Source organism: Pseudomonas vranovensis (assembly GCF_040438935.1).
Classification (GTDB): domain Bacteria; phylum Pseudomonadota; class Gammaproteobacteria; order Pseudomonadales; family Pseudomonadaceae; genus Aquipseudomonas; species Aquipseudomonas vranovensis.
Map to the genome: position 1 here is coordinate 192,270 of NZ_CP159259.1, position 14,625 is coordinate 206,894.

Consider the following 14,625-nt stretch of genomic DNA (forward strand, 5'->3'; position numbering starts at 1 on the left):
CATTATCCGGGGCCGTCGCTACAGTGACGGCCCGCTTTTGTTGCCTTGCTAACGAATTATGACGCCCCTAGAACGATATCAAGCAGATCTGAAACGTCCCGAATTCTTCCATGATGCGGCGCAGGAAACAGCGGTGCGTCATTTGCAGCGCCTGTACGATGATCTGATCGCGGCGCAGAACAACAAGTCGGGTGTGTTCGGCAAGTTGTTTGGCAGGAAGGAGCAGGCACCGGTCAAGGGCTTGTATTTCTGGGGTGGGGTAGGGCGTGGCAAGACCTACCTGGTCGATACCTTCTTCGAGGCGCTGCCGTTCAAGCAGAAAGTGCGTACGCACTTCCACCGCTTCATGAAGCGTGTACATGAGGAAATGAAAACCCTCAAGGGCGAGAAGAACCCGCTGACCATCATTGCCAAGCGTTTCTCCGAAGAGGCGCGGGTGATCTGCTTCGATGAGTTCTTCGTTTCCGACATCACCGACGCGATGATCCTCGGCACCCTGATGGAAGAGCTTTTCAAGAACGGCGTCACCCTGGTGGCCACTTCCAACATCGTGCCGGACGGCTTGTACAAGGACGGCCTGCAACGTGCGCGTTTCCTGCCTGCCATCGCCCTGATCAAGCAGAACACCGATATCGTCAACGTCGACAGCGGCGTCGACTATCGCCTGCGTCACCTGGAACAAGCCGAACTGTTCCACTTCCCGTTGGACGAAGCGGCTCACGAAAGCCTGCGCAAAAGCTTCAAGGCACTGACGCCGGAGTGTACCCAGGCCGTCGAGAACGACGTGCTGGTGATCGAGAACCGTGAGATTCGTGCCCTGCGTACCTGTGACGACGTGGCCTGGTTCGAATTTCGCGAGCTGTGCGATGGCCCGCGCAGCCAGAACGACTACATCGAGCTGGGCAAGATCTTCCATGCCGTGCTGCTCAGTGACGTCGAGCAGATGAGCGTTGCCACCGATGACATCGCTCGTCGCTTCATCAACATGGTCGACGAATTCTATGACCGCAACGTCAAGCTGATCATTTCGGCCGAAGTTGAGCTCAAGGATCTGTATACCGGCGGTCGCCTGACCTTCGAGTTCCAGCGGACCCTCAGCCGGTTGCTGGAAATGCAGTCCCACGAATTCCTTTCGCGGGCGCACAAGCCTTAAGGGCAGCGGCAAGCCACAAGCTAAAAGCGGCAAGCAGGAGCAAGAGCGGATCGCACCGCCCTTGCTCCTGCTTGCCGCTTTTAGCTTAAAGCTTACAGCTATGGAGGCCCTCAGGCCTCCTGCATGAACTGTTGGCGATACTGGTTTGGCGACAACTCGGTGTGCTGCCTGAACAGTCGTGCAAAGAAGCTCGCGTCGTCGTAGCCGACCTCGTAGCTGATGGTCTTGATGCTCTTGCGTGTGCCCGACAACAAGCCCTTGGCCGTTTCGATCCGCAGCCGCTGCAGGTAGTGCAGGGGCTTGTCACCGGTGGCGCTCTGGAAGCGGCGCATGAAGTTGCGGATGCTCATGCCGTGGTTGCGGGCCACGTCCTCGAAGCGGAACTTGTCGGCAAAGTGTTCTTCAAGCCACTGTTGGATCTGCAGGATGATCAGGTCCTGGTGCAGTTTCTGCCCACCAAAGCCCATGCGTCCCGGGGTGTAGTTGCGCTGCACTTCGTAGAGGGTGTCGCGGGCGACGGCCTGGGCTACATTGGCCCCGCAGAAACGCTCGATCAGGTAGATGTACAGGTCGCAGGCCGAAGTGGTGCCGCCTGCGCAGTAGAGGTTGTCGGCATCGGTCAGGTGCTTGTCCTGGTTCAGGCTGACCTTGGGAAAGCGCTCGGCGAACTGGTTGAAGAAACGCCAGTAGGTGGTCGCTTCCTTGCCATCGAGCAGGCCCGCCTCGGCCAGCCAGAACACGCCGCTGGCTTCGCCGCAGAGCACTGCGCCACGGGCGTGCTGTTGCTGCAGCCAGGGCAGTACCTGGGGATAACGCTGGCAGAGGGCGTCAAAGTCGTCCCAGAAGGCCGGCAGAATGATCACGTCGGCCTCTTCAAGGCCACCATCCACGGGTAGTTGGACATCACTGAAACTGCGCACCGGCTCGCCGTCAGGGCTGACCAGGCGGGTCTCGAATATCGGCCGCAGCCCCAGGCCCAGCTGCTTGCTGTAGCGCAGGCTGGCGAGGTGGAAAAAGTCCTTGGCCTGCATCAGGGTAGAAGCAAAGACGTTGTCGATGGCCAGGATACTGACGCGCCGCAAGGACGCGGAGGGTTGGGTAAACATCATTTTCTTTATTCTTATAGGGTAGAGTGGTCAATCACCGGCTGGATCGTCTTATTTTTTGGCCGTTGTGTCTACCCTCGGTTCCCGCGCAATGCGCGAGAACCGCCAATGCATCTCAAGGGGCGGGGTTGGGCTGGTCCTGGTGGATGGCTTCAATGCCTGCCAGCAGTTCGTCGGAGAGTTTCAGGTCGAAGCTCGCCAGGTTGCTGTCGAGTTGCGCAAGGCTGGTGGCGCCGATGATGTTGCTGGTAACGAAAGGCTGGCGGGTGACGAACGCCAGGGCCATCTGTGCCGGGTCCAGGCCGTGGTCGCGGGCCAGCTTCACGTAGCGACTGCAGGCGGCCACGGTCTGCGGGTTGGAGTAGCGCGAGAAGCGGCTGAACAGTGTCAGCCGACCCTTCGCGGGGCGTGCACCGTTTTCGTACTTGCCCGAGAGCATGCCAAAGGCCAGGGGCGAGTAGGCGAGCAAGCCGCATTGTTCGCGAATGGCGATTTCCGCCAGGCCCACTTCAAAGCTGCGATTGAGCAGGTTGTAGGGATTCTGGATCGACACCGCCCGGCTCCAGCCGCGGCTCTCGGCCAGTTGCAGGAACTTCATGGTGCCCCACGGGGTTTCATTGGACAGGCCGATATAGCGGATTTTGCCAGCCTTGACCTGCTCGTCGAGCACTTCCAGGGTTTCTTCCAGCGGGGTGAAGTGATCCTGGGGCAAGTGCTGGTAGCCCAGCTTGCCGAAGAAGTTGGTGCTGCGCTCGGGCCAGTGCAGTTGGTACAGGTCGATCCAGTCGGTCTGCAGGCGCTTGAGGCTGTCGTCCAGGGCGGCGACGATGTGCTGGCGGTTGTGCTTGAGCTGGCCGTCGCGAATGTGGCTGATGCCGTTGCCGGGGCCGGCCACCTTGCTGGCCAGGATCCAGTCGGCGCGGTCGCCGCGGGCCTTGAACCCGTTGCCGATGATGCGTTCGGTGGCGGCGTAGGTTTCAGGGCGTGGCGGAACCGGGTACATCTCGGCGGTATCGATGAAATTGATTCCGGCGGCCTTGGCGCGCTCGATCTGCGCGAAGGCCTCGGCCTGGTCATTTTGCTCGCCCCAGGTCATGGTGCCCAGGCACAGGGCGCTGACATTGAGGTCGGTACGGCCCAGTTGGCGGTAGTCCATCGGCATCTCCCTGGCAAAAGAAGCATAAAAGCAGGTTGAATTTTTTTTCGCAATCTGGATAATTCAGCCCCTCTCCGTGCTGTGGGAGTGATGCCCCGCTTCATAGAAGAACCCTGCCGAATATTGGACGCGCTGACCCGAGCCCCCGATAGCGTCCGTGTGCGGCTGTGTCCTTGACTTGTCAAGGTGCGCACTATCCAGTAAGATCCGCCGTCTTAATTTTCGCTGGGCGGCCCCTGAGGCTATAAAGAATGAAAACTTTTACTGCTAAACCGGAAACAGTAAAGCGCGACTGGTTCGTAGTTGATGCCGCTGGTCAGACCCTGGGTCGTCTGGCTACCGAAATCGCTAGCCGTCTGCGTGGCAAGCACAAGCCAGAATACACTCCTCACGTTGACACCGGCGACTACATCGTCGTCATCAACGCCGAGCAGATCCGTGTCACTGGTGCCAAGACTACGGACAAAATGTACTACTCCCACTCCGGCTTCCCGGGCGGTATCAAGGAAATCAACTTCGAAAAGTTGATCGCCAAGGCCCCAGAGCGCGTGATCGAGACCGCGGTTAAAGGCATGCTGCCTAAAAACCCACTGGGTCGCGACATGTACCGTAAGCTGAAGGTTTATGCGGGCGCTACTCACCCTCATACTGCTCAGCAGCCCCAAGAACTGAAGATTTAACGGAATAGTTCATTATGTCGGCGACTCAAAATTACGGCACTGGCCGTCGCAAGACCGCAACCGCTCGCGTTTTCCTGCGTCCAGGTACCGGTAACATCTCCATCAACAACCGTTCTCTGGACGTGTTCTTCGGTCGTGAAACCGCGCGCATGGTAGTACGCCAGCCGCTGGAACTGACCGAAACCACCGAAAAGTTCGACATCTACGTCACCGTTATCGGTGGTGGTGTCAGCGGCCAGGCCGGTGCAATCCGTCACGGTATCACCCGTGCACTGATGGACTACGACGAAACCCTGCGTGGCGCTCTGCGCAAAGCTGGCTTCGTTACCCGTGACGCTCGTGAAGTCGAGCGTAAGAAAGTGGGTCTGCGTAAAGCACGTAAGCGTCCTCAGTACTCCAAGCGTTAATTTCGCTTCGGCGTTCAAAAAAAAGCCCGGTTCCTTGTGGAACCGGGCTTTTTTTATGTCTTGAATAACTATGCTGTTCTTTACTGTGACAACTTGCCGCATAGACGCAAGTCAAGAGCTACAAGGGATTGCGCCTTGGGCACAGGCTAATCACCTTGTCAGAGAAGGGTCTTTTCATTACCATGCGGCAAATTTTAAGCAGTTCAGAAATTACTTAGTAGATGCCTGTTGTAACAGGCCATAAAGCTGATGGGAGAGGACTGAATGAGCAATGACGGCGTCAATGCAGGCCGGCGTCGCTTCCTCGTAGCAGCCACATCCGTGGTGGGTGCTGCAGGAGCGGTGGGGGCTGCGGTCCCGTTCGTGGGGTCATGGTTCCCCAGTGCCAAGGCGAAAGCCGCAGGTGCACCGGTGAAGGTCAATATCGCCAAGGTAGAGCCAGGTCAGCAGATGATTGCTGAATGGCGTGGCCAGCCGGTCTTCATCGTCCGTCGCACCGAAGAGATCCTTGGCAACCTCAAGAAGATCACCGGTGACCTCTCCGACCCTGAGTCCAAGGCCTCGGTTCAGCCCACCTACGTCAACCCGGAAAACCGTGCGATCAAGCCGGAGATCCTGGTGCTGGTCGGTTTGTGTACTCACCTGGGCTGTTCGCCAACCTTCCGTCCTGAAGTCGCTCCTGTGGACTTGGGCCCCAAGTGGGTCGGCGGTTATTTCTGCCCATGTCACGGTTCCCACTACGACCTGGCAGGCCGCGTCTACAAATCCCAGCCGGCGCCGCTCAATCTGCCAGTGCCGCCGCACTCTTATGAGTCGGACGACATCATTGTCGTCGGCGTCGATCAGGAGAACGCGTGATGAGTAAGTTCATGGATTGGGTTGACGCCCGCTTCCCCGCGACCAAGATGTGGGAAGACCATCTCAGCAAGTATTACGCACCGAAGAACTTCAACTTCTTCTACTTTTTCGGCTCCCTGGCACTGCTGGTGCTGGTCAACCAGATCGTTACCGGTGTCTGGCTGACCATGAGCTTCACCCCGTCGGCCGAAGAGGCATTCGCCTCGGTCGAGTACATCATGCGTGACGTCGAATACGGCTGGATCCTGCGCTACCTGCACTCCACCGGTGCTTCGGCGTTCTTCATCGTCGTCTACCTGCACATGTTCCGCGGCCTGCTGTACGGCTCGTACCAGAAGCCGCGCGAGCTGGTCTGGGTGTTCGGCATGCTGATCTACCTGGCGCTGATGGCCGAGGCCTTCATGGGCTACCTGCTGCCGTGGGGCCAGATGTCCTACTGGGGTGCCCAGGTGATCATCTCGCTGTTCGGTGCCATCCCAGTGATCGGCGATGACCTGACCCAGTGGATCCGTGGTGACTACCTGATCTCCGGCATTACCCTGAACCGCTTCTTCGCCCTGCATGTCGTGGCCTTGCCGATCGTTATCCTCGGTCTGGTGGTGCTGCACATCCTGGCACTGCACGAAGTGGGCTCGAACAACCCCGATGGCGTCGACATCAAGAAGCACAAGGACGAGAACGGCGTGCCGCTCGATGGCATCGCTTTCCACCCTTACTACACCGTGAAGGATATCGTCGGTGTCGTGGTGTTCCTCTTCGTGTTCTGCGCCGTGGTGTTCTTCTTCCCGGAAATGGGCGGTTACTTCCTGGAGAAGCCGAACTTCGAGCAGGCCAACGCCTTCAAGACCCCTGAGCACATTGCCCCGGTCTGGTACTTCACCCCGTTCTACGCGATTCTGCGGGCGGTCCCGGACAAGCTCCTGGGTGTCATTGCCATGGGTGCAGCGATTGCCGTGCTGTTCGTGCTGCCCTGGCTCGACCGTAGCCCGGTCAAATCCATGCGCTACAAGGGCTGGATGAGCAAGGCCTGGCTGCTGGTGTTCTGCATCTCGTTCGTGATCCTCGGTGTGCTGGGTGTACTGGCGCCAACCCCGGGCCGTACGTTGCTGTCGCAGGTTTGCACCTTCCTGTATTTCGCCTACTTCATTCTGATGCCGTTCTACACCAGGCTTGAGAAGACCAAACCGGTTCCGGAAAGGGTGACTGGCTGATGAAAAAGCTACTTGCAGTATTGATTCTGGCAGTGATGCCCTCGTTGACCTTCGCGGCCGAACACGGCCTGGTTCTGGACAAGGTTGATATCGATCTGACCGACAAGGCCGCCATGCAGGACGGTGCGCGCACCTTTGCAAACTATTGCATGGGTTGCCATAGCGCCAAGTTCCAGCGTTACGAGCGTGTTGCCGACGACCTGGGCATTCCTCACGAGCTGATGCTCGAAAAGCTGGTGTTCACGGGTGCCAAGATTGGCGACCACATGAAGATCGGCATGCAGCCTGACGATGCCAAGACCTGGTTCGGCGCCGCGCCGCCGGACCTGACCCTCGTTGCCCGGGTTCGTGGCACCGACTGGCTGTACACTTACCTGCGCAGCTTCTACGAAGACAAGTCGCGCCCGTACGGCGTGAACAACAAGGTCTTCCCGAACGTGGGCATGCCGAACGTACTGGTTGGCCTGCAGGGTAACCAGGTGATTGGCTGCAAGCAGGTGCAGACCGTAGTCGACGGCAAGAAGCAATATGACCCGCTGACCGGCTCGCCGTTGACCCATGAAGCGTGCGACCAGCTAACCGTGGAGCCGAAATCTGGTACCCTGACCGAAGAGCAGTTCGACGAGAAGGTCAAGAACCTGGTGACCTTCCTGGCCTACTCGGCCAACCCGGTCAAACTGGAAAGCCAGCGCATCGGTACCTACGTGTTGTTGTACCTGGCCTTCTTCTTCGTATTCGCTTATCTGCTCAAGCGCGAATACTGGAAGGACGTGCACTGATCACGCAGTAGTTTCTGGTAGTTGAACGCGCCCTGGGGCGCCTCTGGACAACAGAGGTGCCTGCAGGGCGCGTTTGCATTTGTAGCTTCTATAATTTCATCTGCGAGGAGGACCACTATGGGCGTGACCAATCGGTTAGCCTGCTACTCCGACCCCGCTGACCACTATTCTCATCGGGTGCGCATCGTTCTCGCCGAGAAGGGTGTCAGCGTCGAGATCATCAATGTTGATCCCGGTCGACTGCCCCCCAAGCTGGTCGAAGTAAACCCCTATGGCGGCGTACCGACCCTGGTCGATCGCGACCTGGCGCTGTACGAGTCGACGGTCGTGATGGAATACCTTGACGAGCGTTACCCGCATCCGCCGTTGCTGCCGGTCTATCCGGTGGCGCGCGCCAACAGTCGGCTGTTGATCCACCGCATCCAGCGCGACTGGTGCGCACTGGTTGACTTGATTCTCGATCCGCGCAGCAAGGAAGCCGCCCGTGTGCAGGCCCGCAAGGAACTGCGCGAGAGCCTGACCGGCGTGTCGCCATTGTTTGCCGACAAGCCTTGTTTCCTCAGTGAGGAGCAAAGTCTGGTCGATTGTTGTCTACTGCCCATACTCTGGCGTTTGCCGGTGTTGGGTATTGAACTGCCGCGGCCGGCCAAGCCGTTGCTCGATTACATGGAGCGACAGTTTGCCCGTGAGGCTTTCCAGACGAGCCTGTCCGCTGCTGAACGTGAAATGCGCTAGGTTTTAAGGAGCTGTCGATGAACTCCAGTCGCCCCTATTTGGTACGTGCACTCTATGAGTGGATCGTGGACAACGACTGCACCCCACATATGCTGGTCAATGCCGAGTACCCGGCGGTACAGGTACCCCAGAACTTCGCCAGCGACGGCCAGATCGTCCTGAACATCTCACCCAATGCCGTACGTCATCTGCACATGGATAACGACGCTGTGAGCTTCGAGGGGCGCTTTGGCGGGGTAGCCCATACCCTGTTCGTGCCTGCCGGTGCGATTCTTGGCATCTACGCCCGGGAAAACGGCCAGGGCATGGTCTTCGAGCTGGAGCCGCCGGTGCTTGAGGATGATGAGTACGAAGACGACGAAACCATCGAGCCGGACGACGACGGCCCGCCGGGTGGCCAGCCGCCTCGGCCGTCCGGGCGCCCAAGCCTGAAGGTTGTGAAGTAATAAAAAAGGCGATCCATATGGATCGCCTTTTTTGTGTGCGTCGGTTGGATTACAGGTCGCTGATGGTGCGTACCTGGTTCTTGTTTACACGGGTCACTTTGCCGTCCAGTTGCTCGAACTCGTAGAAGCCGGAGCTGCGCTCGAAGCGAGGGGCATCGACTGCCTGGAATTCGCGGCCATCGTTGAGGGTGATCAGGCTGGGGGTGGAGCAGCCGGCCAGGGTGGCGAGGGCGCCGATCAGTAAGGTCGACAGCAGGCCGTTTTTCATGGGTACTTCCTAGTTGGATCGCGGGACAGGCCGGCCCCCGGGGGAGTCGGCTTGCCCCTCGATGAGTTGACAGATCAGTCGATGTACTCGAACAGCTTGACGATTTTCTGCACGCCCGACACGCCCTGCACCAGGTTGGTGGCACGAGTGGCTTCCTGCTGGGTCAGCAGGCCGAGCATGTAGACGATGCCGTTTTCGGTGATGACCTTGATCCGTGAGCCGGGGATGCTGTTGTCGGTCAGCATCTGGGTCTTGATCTTGGTGGTCAGCCAGGCGTCGTTATTGCGCGCCAGGATCGAGGAGGGGGGCAGTACCTGCAACTCGTTGTGAACCTTCTTCACCCGCTGGACCTGGCCTGCAGCCTGTTCTGCCAGGCTCTTGAGGTCGGCGCGCGGGGTTTGCCCGGCAAGCAGGACAATGCCGTTGTAGCTGCTGACCACGATATGCGAATTCTTGTCCAGGTCAGGGCTGGCCTTGGCGACGTTGACGGCAACCTTGGTTTCGATCAGCGAGTCATCGATCTTGCTGCCGAAGGTGCGGGTGCCGCGATCGTCCTCGATCGGGGTGTCGCGGGTGGCGGTGAGGACCGAACTGCAGCCGGTCAGGCTCAGGCACAGGGTCAGGGCCATCAGGCCGAGGCGGTTAGGGGTCATTCTTCACTCCCGAACAATTGGCTGTCGATCAGGTCGCAGAGGCAGTGGATCGCCAGCAGGTGGACTTCCTGGATACGTGCGGTGACGTTGGCCGGTACGCGGATCTCGACGTCTTCGGGCAGCAGGAGGGAGGCCATGCCGCCACCGTCGCGCCCGGTCAGAGCTACGACAATCATTTCGCGATCATGTGCGGCCTGGATCGCCTGAATAATGTTTGCCGAGTTACCGCTGGTCGAAATAGCCAGCAACACATCCCCTGGTTGGCCCAGGGCGCGGATCTGCTTGGAGAAGATTTCGTTGTAGCTGTAGTCGTTGGCGATCGAGGTGATGGTCGAGCTGTCGGTGGTCAGGGCGATGGCGGGCAGGCTTGGGCGCTCGCGCTCGAAGCGGTTGAGCAGCTCGGAGGAGAAGTGTTGGGCGTCGCCGGCCGATCCGCCATTGCCGCAAGCGAGCATTTTGCCTTCGTTGAGCAGGGCATTGACCATGACCTGACTGGCCTGCTCGATGTGCGGTGCAAGGACTTCCATCGCCTGTTGCTTGGTGTGGATGCTGGCCTGGAAAAGCTGGCGAATTCGAGATTGCATGTCCATCAGTGAGACCTTAAGTAGGGCGGCTGGTCGGGCGTGTCGGGAGTCTACAGAAAGGGTCCCGGCACATGACTGTGCAGCCCGCGAAGCAAAGAGCAAAAATGTTATAGGGGTAAAGGTGCAGGGGCGGGCTCAGCTTTCGATGGCATTTTTCAGCCATTGAAGTGCCTGGCCCGAGTGGCCTCTGCCTTGCACGGCGATTACATCGAAACGGCAGGGATGGTTGGCCCAGCGTGTTTCTGTTTGCAGAAAAGTCTCGGCGGCTAGCACCAGCTTGTCCTGCTTGCGCCCGTCGATACTGCCGAGCGCTCCGCCAAAGTCCGCATGCAATCGATAGCGGACCTCGACGAATACTACTGTATCGCTGTCGAGCATGACCAGATCAAGCTCGCCGCGTTTGCATCGCCAGTTCTGCGCCAGCAGGCGCAGGCCTTGCCCTTGAAGGTATTCAAGGGCATGCCGTTCGGCGGCCTGGCCTGCGTGTCGGGGTGAACTGTCGGGCATCAGCGTGGGGTATCGGGCAGGCGCTTGATCTGGCCGCCAGAGAATTCGGCCCATGGCAACTGACGCTCGATACGCTGGTTCGGGTTCATGCTCAGGCTGCCGGAGAAGCCTTCGATGCGGTTGTCCGGCAGCGCCTTGAGCTGGCCCAGGCGTGGCGCCAGGCTGTAGGCGTCGATACCCATGGCATACAGGCGGCCAAGGCTGCCGGCGGCCTGTGGCCACTGGCTGACGACCTGCTGGCGCAGGGTGTTGTTGGTGTCGAGCAGCCATGGGGTTTCGCAGAAGCGAATGCCGTTCATGTCGTTGTACTGGTTGACGTCGCCAGTGGCGCTGTACAAGTGCGAGGTGGCATACACCGGGACGTCGCCCGCGTACTGGAAGTTCAGGGTCGGTTTGATTTGCTGGCCTTGCTGCGGGGTGGCGGCCAGGAAGATGAAATCGATGTCCTGACGGCGCGACGGCTGGGCCGAGACTGCGCCGCCGACAGTATTCTGCAGGCTCTTGGCGCGGCCTTCGCTCTGGCGCAGTTGGAACAGGTCGGCGATCTGCTGGGCCAGGGCCACAGGCTGATCGATGTGCTCGGCTGCGAGCAGGGTGCCACCCTTGGCTTCCCAGTCCTGGCGGAACGCTTTGAGGACGCGGTCGCCCCATTCGCCACGCGGTACCAGGGCTACTGCGCGGACCATGCCGTCGGCGTGCGCGCGACGCGATACTTCGCGGGCTTCGTCTTCAGCGGCCAGGCCGAACTGGAACAGCTGGGGCGGGCTGCTCTGGCCGGCGTCGCTATAGTTCAGGGCCAGGGTGGTGATTGGCAGTTGCGGGTAGGCAGCGAGCTTCTTCACCAACGGCTTTTCCAGGGGGCCGACCACCAGTTGCACGCCAGCGGCCTGGGCCTGGCGGTAGAAATCATCCAGGGAGGTCAGGCGCGAGCTGTCGAATACTTCAATGGTTGGCGGCTTCTGTCCGGCCTGCTGGGCCTGGAAGTGTGCAGCCATGAAGCCGTCACGCAGGGCGCGGGCAACACCGGCCAGTTGGCCTTCCTGGGGCAGCAGCAGGGCAATTTTGTTCAGCGGCTGGCTGGCCAGCTCCTTGAGCTTGACCAGTGGCAGCGGCAGTTGCAGTGCCGCCGGATGATCGGGGTGCTGGCTGCGCCAGGTGTCGATCGCAGCCTGCTGTTGCTCCAGGGTGCCGGCGCTTTTCACGGCCAGGGCCAGGCTGGCCCAGCCCGCCAGGGTGTCGGTGTCGGTGCCGGTGCTGACGCTTTGCAGTTGTTCGCTGGGCAGTGCGGCGACCAGGTTCCAGATCGCATCCTGGTTGCTGCTGGCCGCGTTGCCGCTGAGCAGGGGAGCGAGCTCCACGCGCACCTTGGCGGCTTCGAGGGGTTGGCCGTTGGCTTCCAGGACGCTGGCTTGGACGCTGCGGGTGCGTACTTGCTGGTCTTCTGGCAGTTCGCCCAGGCGTGCCATGCTCGGGTGGCTCAGGGCCGTGAGCGCTGCCTTGGGCTGGTTGCGGCTCATGGCCAGTTCGGCGCTCAGGGTGCTGGCAAAAATCTGCTGGGCGGGTTTGAGTTGATCGACGGGAACCTGCTCAAGAATACGTGCAGCTTGAACGTTGTCTTTTTGTCGGTAAGCCAGGTCGGCGGCGCTCAGGCGCAGCAAGGCGGCTTGTTCCGGTGTCTTGCTGGTGGCGGCCTGTTCAAGCAGTTGCTCGATGCTGGCGTCCGGGGTGCGTGGCAGTTCGCCAAGGCTCGACGAAGGCGAACTGGCGCAGGCTGCCAGCAGGGCGGCGAGGCAAAGGGCTGTGAACAGCCGCAGGCAAGCGATCATGTAAGGGTCCTGTTACTCGATCAAATTAACTGGCAATTGTACCCAAGCACTGGCCGGGGCGCGATCTTGCTGGCGTGAATCCTTCAATATAGGTCGTGCAGCGCACTGCAGCGACATTGTCGGTGACGCATTGTTACCGGCAGTCGGGCTACAATGGCGGTTTGATCTAGATGACAGGTGTGTGTTGTGACTGAAGTTCCAGGGGCTACCCATTCCACTGCTGGCACGCTTTACGTGGTGGCCACGCCTATTGGCAACCTGGATGACATGAGCGCTCGAGCGCTGAAGGTGCTCGGTGACGTCGCGCTGATTGCCGCCGAGGACACGCGTCACTCCATTCGCCTGTTGCAGCATTTTGGTATCAATACACCACTGGCAGCCTGCCATGAGCACAACGAGCGCGATGAAGGCAGTCGCTTTCTGACCCGCTTGCTGGCGGGTGACAACGTTGCGTTGATCTCCGATGCGGGTACGCCGCTGATCTCTGACCCGGGCTACCACCTGGTGCGTCAGGCGCGAGCGGCGGGAATCCAGGTTGTGCCGGTGCCGGGGGCGTGTGCATTGATTGCGGCGTTGTCGGCGGCGGGCCTGCCATCCGATCGCTTCATTTTTGAGGGGTTTCTGCCGGCCAAGGCAGTAGGGCGCAAGGCGCGCTTGAGTCAGGTGAAGGAAGAGCCGCGCACACTGATCTTCTATGAGGCACCGCACCGAATTCTGGAATGCTTGCAGGACATGGAAGAAGTCTTCGGTGCCGAGCGCCCGGCCTTGCTGGCGCGCGAGCTGACCAAGACCTTCGAGACACTCAAAGGATTACCGCTGGGTGAGTTGCGTGCGTTCGTCGAGGCCGACAGTAACCAGCAGCGTGGCGAGTGCGTGGTGTTGGTGTCTGGTTGGAGTGCGCCGGAAGATGAGCAGGCAGTCAGCAGCGAGGCGATGCGAGTGCTTGATTTGCTCTTGGCAGAGATGCCACTCAAGCGCGCGGCGGCACTGGCTGCGGAAATTACCGGTGTGCGCAAGAATGTCTTGTACCAGGTTGCGCTGGAAAAACAGAAAAGCCGCTAGTGGCACTGTGATATTAATTGTTTTATCGCTTGTTCTTGGCGGCCTCTACCGTTAACCTTTGCGGCGGAGAGTCGATTGGACAGTCGCTGCCTTCTTTTGTTTCGCAAAAGAGGGGGGAGGAAAGTCCGGGCTCCATAGGGCAGAGTGCCAGGTAATGCCTGGGGGGCGCGAGCCTACGGAAAGTGCCACAGAAAACAACCGCCTAAGCACTTCGGTGCCGGTAAGGGTGAAAAGGTGCGGTAAGAGCGCACCGCGCGACTGGTAACAGTTCGTGGCTAGGTAAACCCCACTCGGAGCAAGACCAAATAGGGTTCCATATGGCGCGGCCCGCGTTGGAACCGGGTAGGTTGCTAAAGGCGTCCAGTGATGGCCGTCGTAGAGGAATGACTGTCCTCGACAGAACCCGGCTTACAGATCGACTCTCCACCTTTTTCCCCTCCTGCTTGAATCGATAGCAGATGCGTCTTCGTAATACCGAAAAAATCTTACTCTTAATAAGTTACTTTAACTTCGGACTCTATCCGTCTGAGTGAGTTTGATTTTTTGCGTCTCAGATTTCTCTGATTTCATCTTTCATCTTCCCCTACCGCGCTAAATCTCCGATCTGTAAGGGATTTCCTTATAAGCGTGCCTTGACGGTGTGGTAGGCGGATTCCTATAGTGTGCGCAAGTGGCAGGAAGTGGCATAAAGTGGGTTTTCTGGCACAAAAATGCTAACAAATGGGGAATCGAAGCCGTGTTCCGCGGAGCCAACGCTATCAACCTCGACGCAAAGGGCCGTCTCGCAATGCCGAGCCGGTACCGTGACGAGCTCGATTCGCGTAGTTCCGGGCAGTTGATCGTGACGATTGATGCGGTAGATCCCTGCTTGTGTGTGTACCCGCTCGATGAGTGGGAACTGATTGAAGCCAAGTTGCGCGCCTTGCCGTCATTGCGTGAAGAGAACCGTCGCCTGCAGCGTTTGCTGATCGGCAATGCGGTGGATCTGGAGCTTGATGGCAGTGGGCGTTTCCTGGTGCCTCCGCGTTTGCGCGAATACGCCAAGCTCGACAAGAAGGCGATGCTGGTGGGGCAACTGAACAAATTTCAGCTGTGGGACGAGGATGCCTGGAACGCGGTTTCGGCAGCCGACCTTGCAGCTATCCAACAACCGGGCGCCATGCCTGACGAATTGCGTGATTTGATCCTGTGACT

The 14,625-nt window shown here is 59.4% G+C and carries 17 protein-coding genes and 1 other RNA gene; 11 read left to right on the forward strand and 7 right to left on the reverse strand.

What is annotated here, in order from left to right:
* Positions 1-58 precede the first annotated feature (58 nt).
* The gene (gene zapE / locus ABVN19_RS00930; RefSeq protein ID WP_105641916.1) at positions 59-1,153 is read left to right on the forward strand and encodes a cell division protein ZapE; all 1,095 of its coding nucleotides are present in this window, start codon (positions 59-61) and stop codon (positions 1,151-1,153) included.
* Between the two features lie 110 nt (positions 1,154-1,263).
* On the opposite strand, the gene ABVN19_RS00935 is transcribed toward zapE, so the two are convergent.
* Positions 1,264-2,184, reverse strand: a complete 921-nt coding sequence (locus ABVN19_RS00935; protein ID WP_177431058.1) for a GlxA family transcriptional regulator — start codon at positions 2,182-2,184, stop codon at positions 1,264-1,266.
* Positions 2,185-2,374: 190 nt separating this feature from the next.
* Positions 2,375-3,415: an NADP(H)-dependent aldo-keto reductase gene (locus ABVN19_RS00940; protein WP_028943269.1), complete on the reverse strand. Its 1,041-nt coding sequence runs from the start codon at positions 3,413-3,415 to the stop codon at positions 2,375-2,377.
* A gap of 251 nt (positions 3,416-3,666) precedes the next feature.
* On the opposite strand from ABVN19_RS00940, the gene rplM reads away from it, so the two are divergent.
* From rplM to ABVN19_RS00975, 7 genes are all read left to right on the forward strand, one after another.
* Positions 3,667-4,095: a 50S ribosomal protein L13 gene (gene rplM / locus ABVN19_RS00945; protein ID WP_028943270.1), complete on the forward strand. Its 429-nt coding sequence runs from the start codon at positions 3,667-3,669 to the stop codon at positions 4,093-4,095.
* Positions 4,096-4,109: 14 nt separating this feature from the next.
* A complete protein-coding gene (gene rpsI / locus ABVN19_RS00950; RefSeq protein ID WP_028943271.1) occupies positions 4,110-4,502 on the forward strand; it encodes a 30S ribosomal protein S9 in 393 nt (130 codons plus the stop codon).
* 264 nt (positions 4,503-4,766) lie between these two features.
* Positions 4,767-5,360: a ubiquinol-cytochrome c reductase iron-sulfur subunit gene (gene petA / locus ABVN19_RS00955; protein WP_028943272.1), complete on the forward strand. Its 594-nt coding sequence runs from the start codon at positions 4,767-4,769 to the stop codon at positions 5,358-5,360.
* A complete protein-coding gene (locus ABVN19_RS00960) occupies positions 5,360-6,571 on the forward strand; it encodes a cytochrome bc complex cytochrome b subunit (protein ID WP_028943273.1) in 1,212 nt (403 codons plus the stop codon). Before petA ends, ABVN19_RS00960 begins: the two co-directional genes overlap by 1 nt.
* Entirely contained in the window at positions 6,571-7,350 is a 780-nt protein-coding gene (locus tag ABVN19_RS00965) for a cytochrome c1 (RefSeq protein WP_028943274.1), read from the forward strand. The genes ABVN19_RS00960 and ABVN19_RS00965 overlap by 1 nt, the downstream gene beginning before the upstream one ends.
* A 117-nt stretch (positions 7,351-7,467) precedes the next feature.
* On the forward strand, positions 7,468-8,085 hold the full coding sequence (locus ABVN19_RS00970; protein WP_028943275.1) for a glutathione S-transferase N-terminal domain-containing protein: 618 nt from the start codon (positions 7,468-7,470) through the stop codon (positions 8,083-8,085).
* Positions 8,086-8,102: 17 nt separating this feature from the next.
* Positions 8,103-8,531 carry a ClpXP protease specificity-enhancing factor gene (locus ABVN19_RS00975; RefSeq protein ID WP_028943276.1) on the forward strand — a complete coding sequence of 143 codons (429 nt, stop codon included), beginning with the start codon at positions 8,103-8,105 and terminating at the stop codon, positions 8,529-8,531.
* A 49-nt stretch (positions 8,532-8,580) separates the two neighbouring features.
* Here ABVN19_RS00975 and ABVN19_RS00980 read toward each other — a convergent pair whose 3' ends face one another.
* The 5 genes from ABVN19_RS00980 to ABVN19_RS01000 all read right to left on the reverse strand — a co-directional run bounded on the left by ABVN19_RS00980 (position 8,581) and on the right by ABVN19_RS01000 (position 12,369).
* Positions 8,581-8,799 (reverse strand): YgdI/YgdR family lipoprotein, encoded by a 219-nt coding sequence (locus ABVN19_RS00980; RefSeq protein WP_105641917.1) that lies wholly within the window; start codon positions 8,797-8,799, stop codon positions 8,581-8,583.
* A 74-nt stretch (positions 8,800-8,873) separates the two neighbouring features.
* Positions 8,874-9,452, reverse strand: coding sequence for a BON domain-containing protein (locus ABVN19_RS00985; RefSeq protein WP_028943278.1), 579 nt, complete (start codon positions 9,450-9,452; stop codon positions 8,874-8,876).
* Positions 9,449-10,042 carry a phosphoheptose isomerase gene (locus ABVN19_RS00990; protein ID WP_028943279.1) on the reverse strand — a complete coding sequence of 198 codons (594 nt, stop codon included), beginning with the start codon at positions 10,040-10,042 and terminating at the stop codon, positions 9,449-9,451. Before ABVN19_RS00990 ends, ABVN19_RS00985 begins: the two co-directional genes overlap by 4 nt.
* 129 nt (positions 10,043-10,171) lie before the next feature.
* Positions 10,172-10,543: a YraN family protein gene (locus ABVN19_RS00995; protein ID WP_028943280.1), complete on the reverse strand. Its 372-nt coding sequence runs from the start codon at positions 10,541-10,543 to the stop codon at positions 10,172-10,174.
* On the reverse strand, positions 10,543-12,369 hold the full coding sequence (locus tag ABVN19_RS01000; RefSeq protein WP_105641918.1) for a penicillin-binding protein activator: 1,827 nt from the start codon (positions 12,367-12,369) through the stop codon (positions 10,543-10,545). The genes ABVN19_RS00995 and ABVN19_RS01000 overlap by 1 nt, the downstream gene beginning before the upstream one ends.
* Positions 12,370-12,555: 186 nt before the next feature.
* Between ABVN19_RS01000 and rsmI the strand changes: the two genes are divergently transcribed.
* The 3 genes from rsmI (at position 12,556) to mraZ (ending at position 14,623) form a co-directional block, all read left to right on the forward strand.
* The gene (rsmI, locus tag ABVN19_RS01005; RefSeq protein WP_028943282.1) at positions 12,556-13,431 is read left to right on the forward strand and encodes a 16S rRNA (cytidine(1402)-2'-O)-methyltransferase; all 876 of its coding nucleotides are present in this window, start codon (positions 12,556-12,558) and stop codon (positions 13,429-13,431) included.
* Between the two features lie 67 nt (positions 13,432-13,498).
* Positions 13,499-13,858, forward strand: an RNA gene (gene rnpB, locus ABVN19_RS01010) — RNase P RNA component class A.
* Positions 13,859-14,167: 309 nt separating this feature from the next.
* Positions 14,168-14,623 (forward strand): division/cell wall cluster transcriptional repressor MraZ, encoded by a 456-nt coding sequence (mraZ, locus tag ABVN19_RS01015; protein ID WP_010220775.1) that lies wholly within the window; start codon positions 14,168-14,170, stop codon positions 14,621-14,623.
* Positions 14,624-14,625: the final 2 nt, after the last annotated feature.

What these genes read in the sequence shown, in the direction of transcription:
- zapE (WP_105641916.1), top strand. Translation starts at nt 59, where the DNA reads ATGACGCCCCTAGAACGATATCAAGCAGATCTGAAACGTCCCGAATTC.
- ABVN19_RS00935 (WP_177431058.1), bottom strand. Translation starts at nt 2,184, where the DNA reads ATGCAGGCCAAGGACTTTTTCCACCTCGCCAGCCTGCGCTACAGCAAG.
- ABVN19_RS00940 (WP_028943269.1), bottom strand. Translation starts at nt 3,415, where the DNA reads ATGGACTACCGCCAACTGGGCCGTACCGACCTCAATGTCAGCGCCCTG.
- rplM (WP_028943270.1), top strand. Translation starts at nt 3,667, where the DNA reads ATGAAAACTTTTACTGCTAAACCGGAAACAGTAAAGCGCGACTGGTTC.
- rpsI (WP_028943271.1), top strand. Translation starts at nt 4,110, where the DNA reads ATGTCGGCGACTCAAAATTACGGCACTGGCCGTCGCAAGACCGCAACC.
- petA (WP_028943272.1), top strand. Translation starts at nt 4,767, where the DNA reads ATGAGCAATGACGGCGTCAATGCAGGCCGGCGTCGCTTCCTCGTAGCA.
- ABVN19_RS00960 (WP_028943273.1), top strand. Translation starts at nt 5,360, where the DNA reads ATGAGTAAGTTCATGGATTGGGTTGACGCCCGCTTCCCCGCGACCAAG.
- ABVN19_RS00965 (WP_028943274.1), top strand. Translation starts at nt 6,571, where the DNA reads ATGAAAAAGCTACTTGCAGTATTGATTCTGGCAGTGATGCCCTCGTTG.
- ABVN19_RS00970 (WP_028943275.1), top strand. Translation starts at nt 7,468, where the DNA reads ATGGGCGTGACCAATCGGTTAGCCTGCTACTCCGACCCCGCTGACCAC.
- ABVN19_RS00975 (WP_028943276.1), top strand. Translation starts at nt 8,103, where the DNA reads ATGAACTCCAGTCGCCCCTATTTGGTACGTGCACTCTATGAGTGGATC.
- ABVN19_RS00980 (WP_105641917.1), bottom strand. Translation starts at nt 8,799, where the DNA reads ATGAAAAACGGCCTGCTGTCGACCTTACTGATCGGCGCCCTCGCCACC.
- ABVN19_RS00985 (WP_028943278.1), bottom strand. Translation starts at nt 9,452, where the DNA reads ATGACCCCTAACCGCCTCGGCCTGATGGCCCTGACCCTGTGCCTGAGC.
- ABVN19_RS00990 (WP_028943279.1), bottom strand. Translation starts at nt 10,042, where the DNA reads ATGGACATGCAATCTCGAATTCGCCAGCTTTTCCAGGCCAGCATCCAC.
- ABVN19_RS00995 (WP_028943280.1), bottom strand. Translation starts at nt 10,543, where the DNA reads ATGCCCGACAGTTCACCCCGACACGCAGGCCAGGCCGCCGAACGGCAT.
- ABVN19_RS01000 (WP_105641918.1), bottom strand. Translation starts at nt 12,369, where the DNA reads ATGATCGCTTGCCTGCGGCTGTTCACAGCCCTTTGCCTCGCCGCCCTG.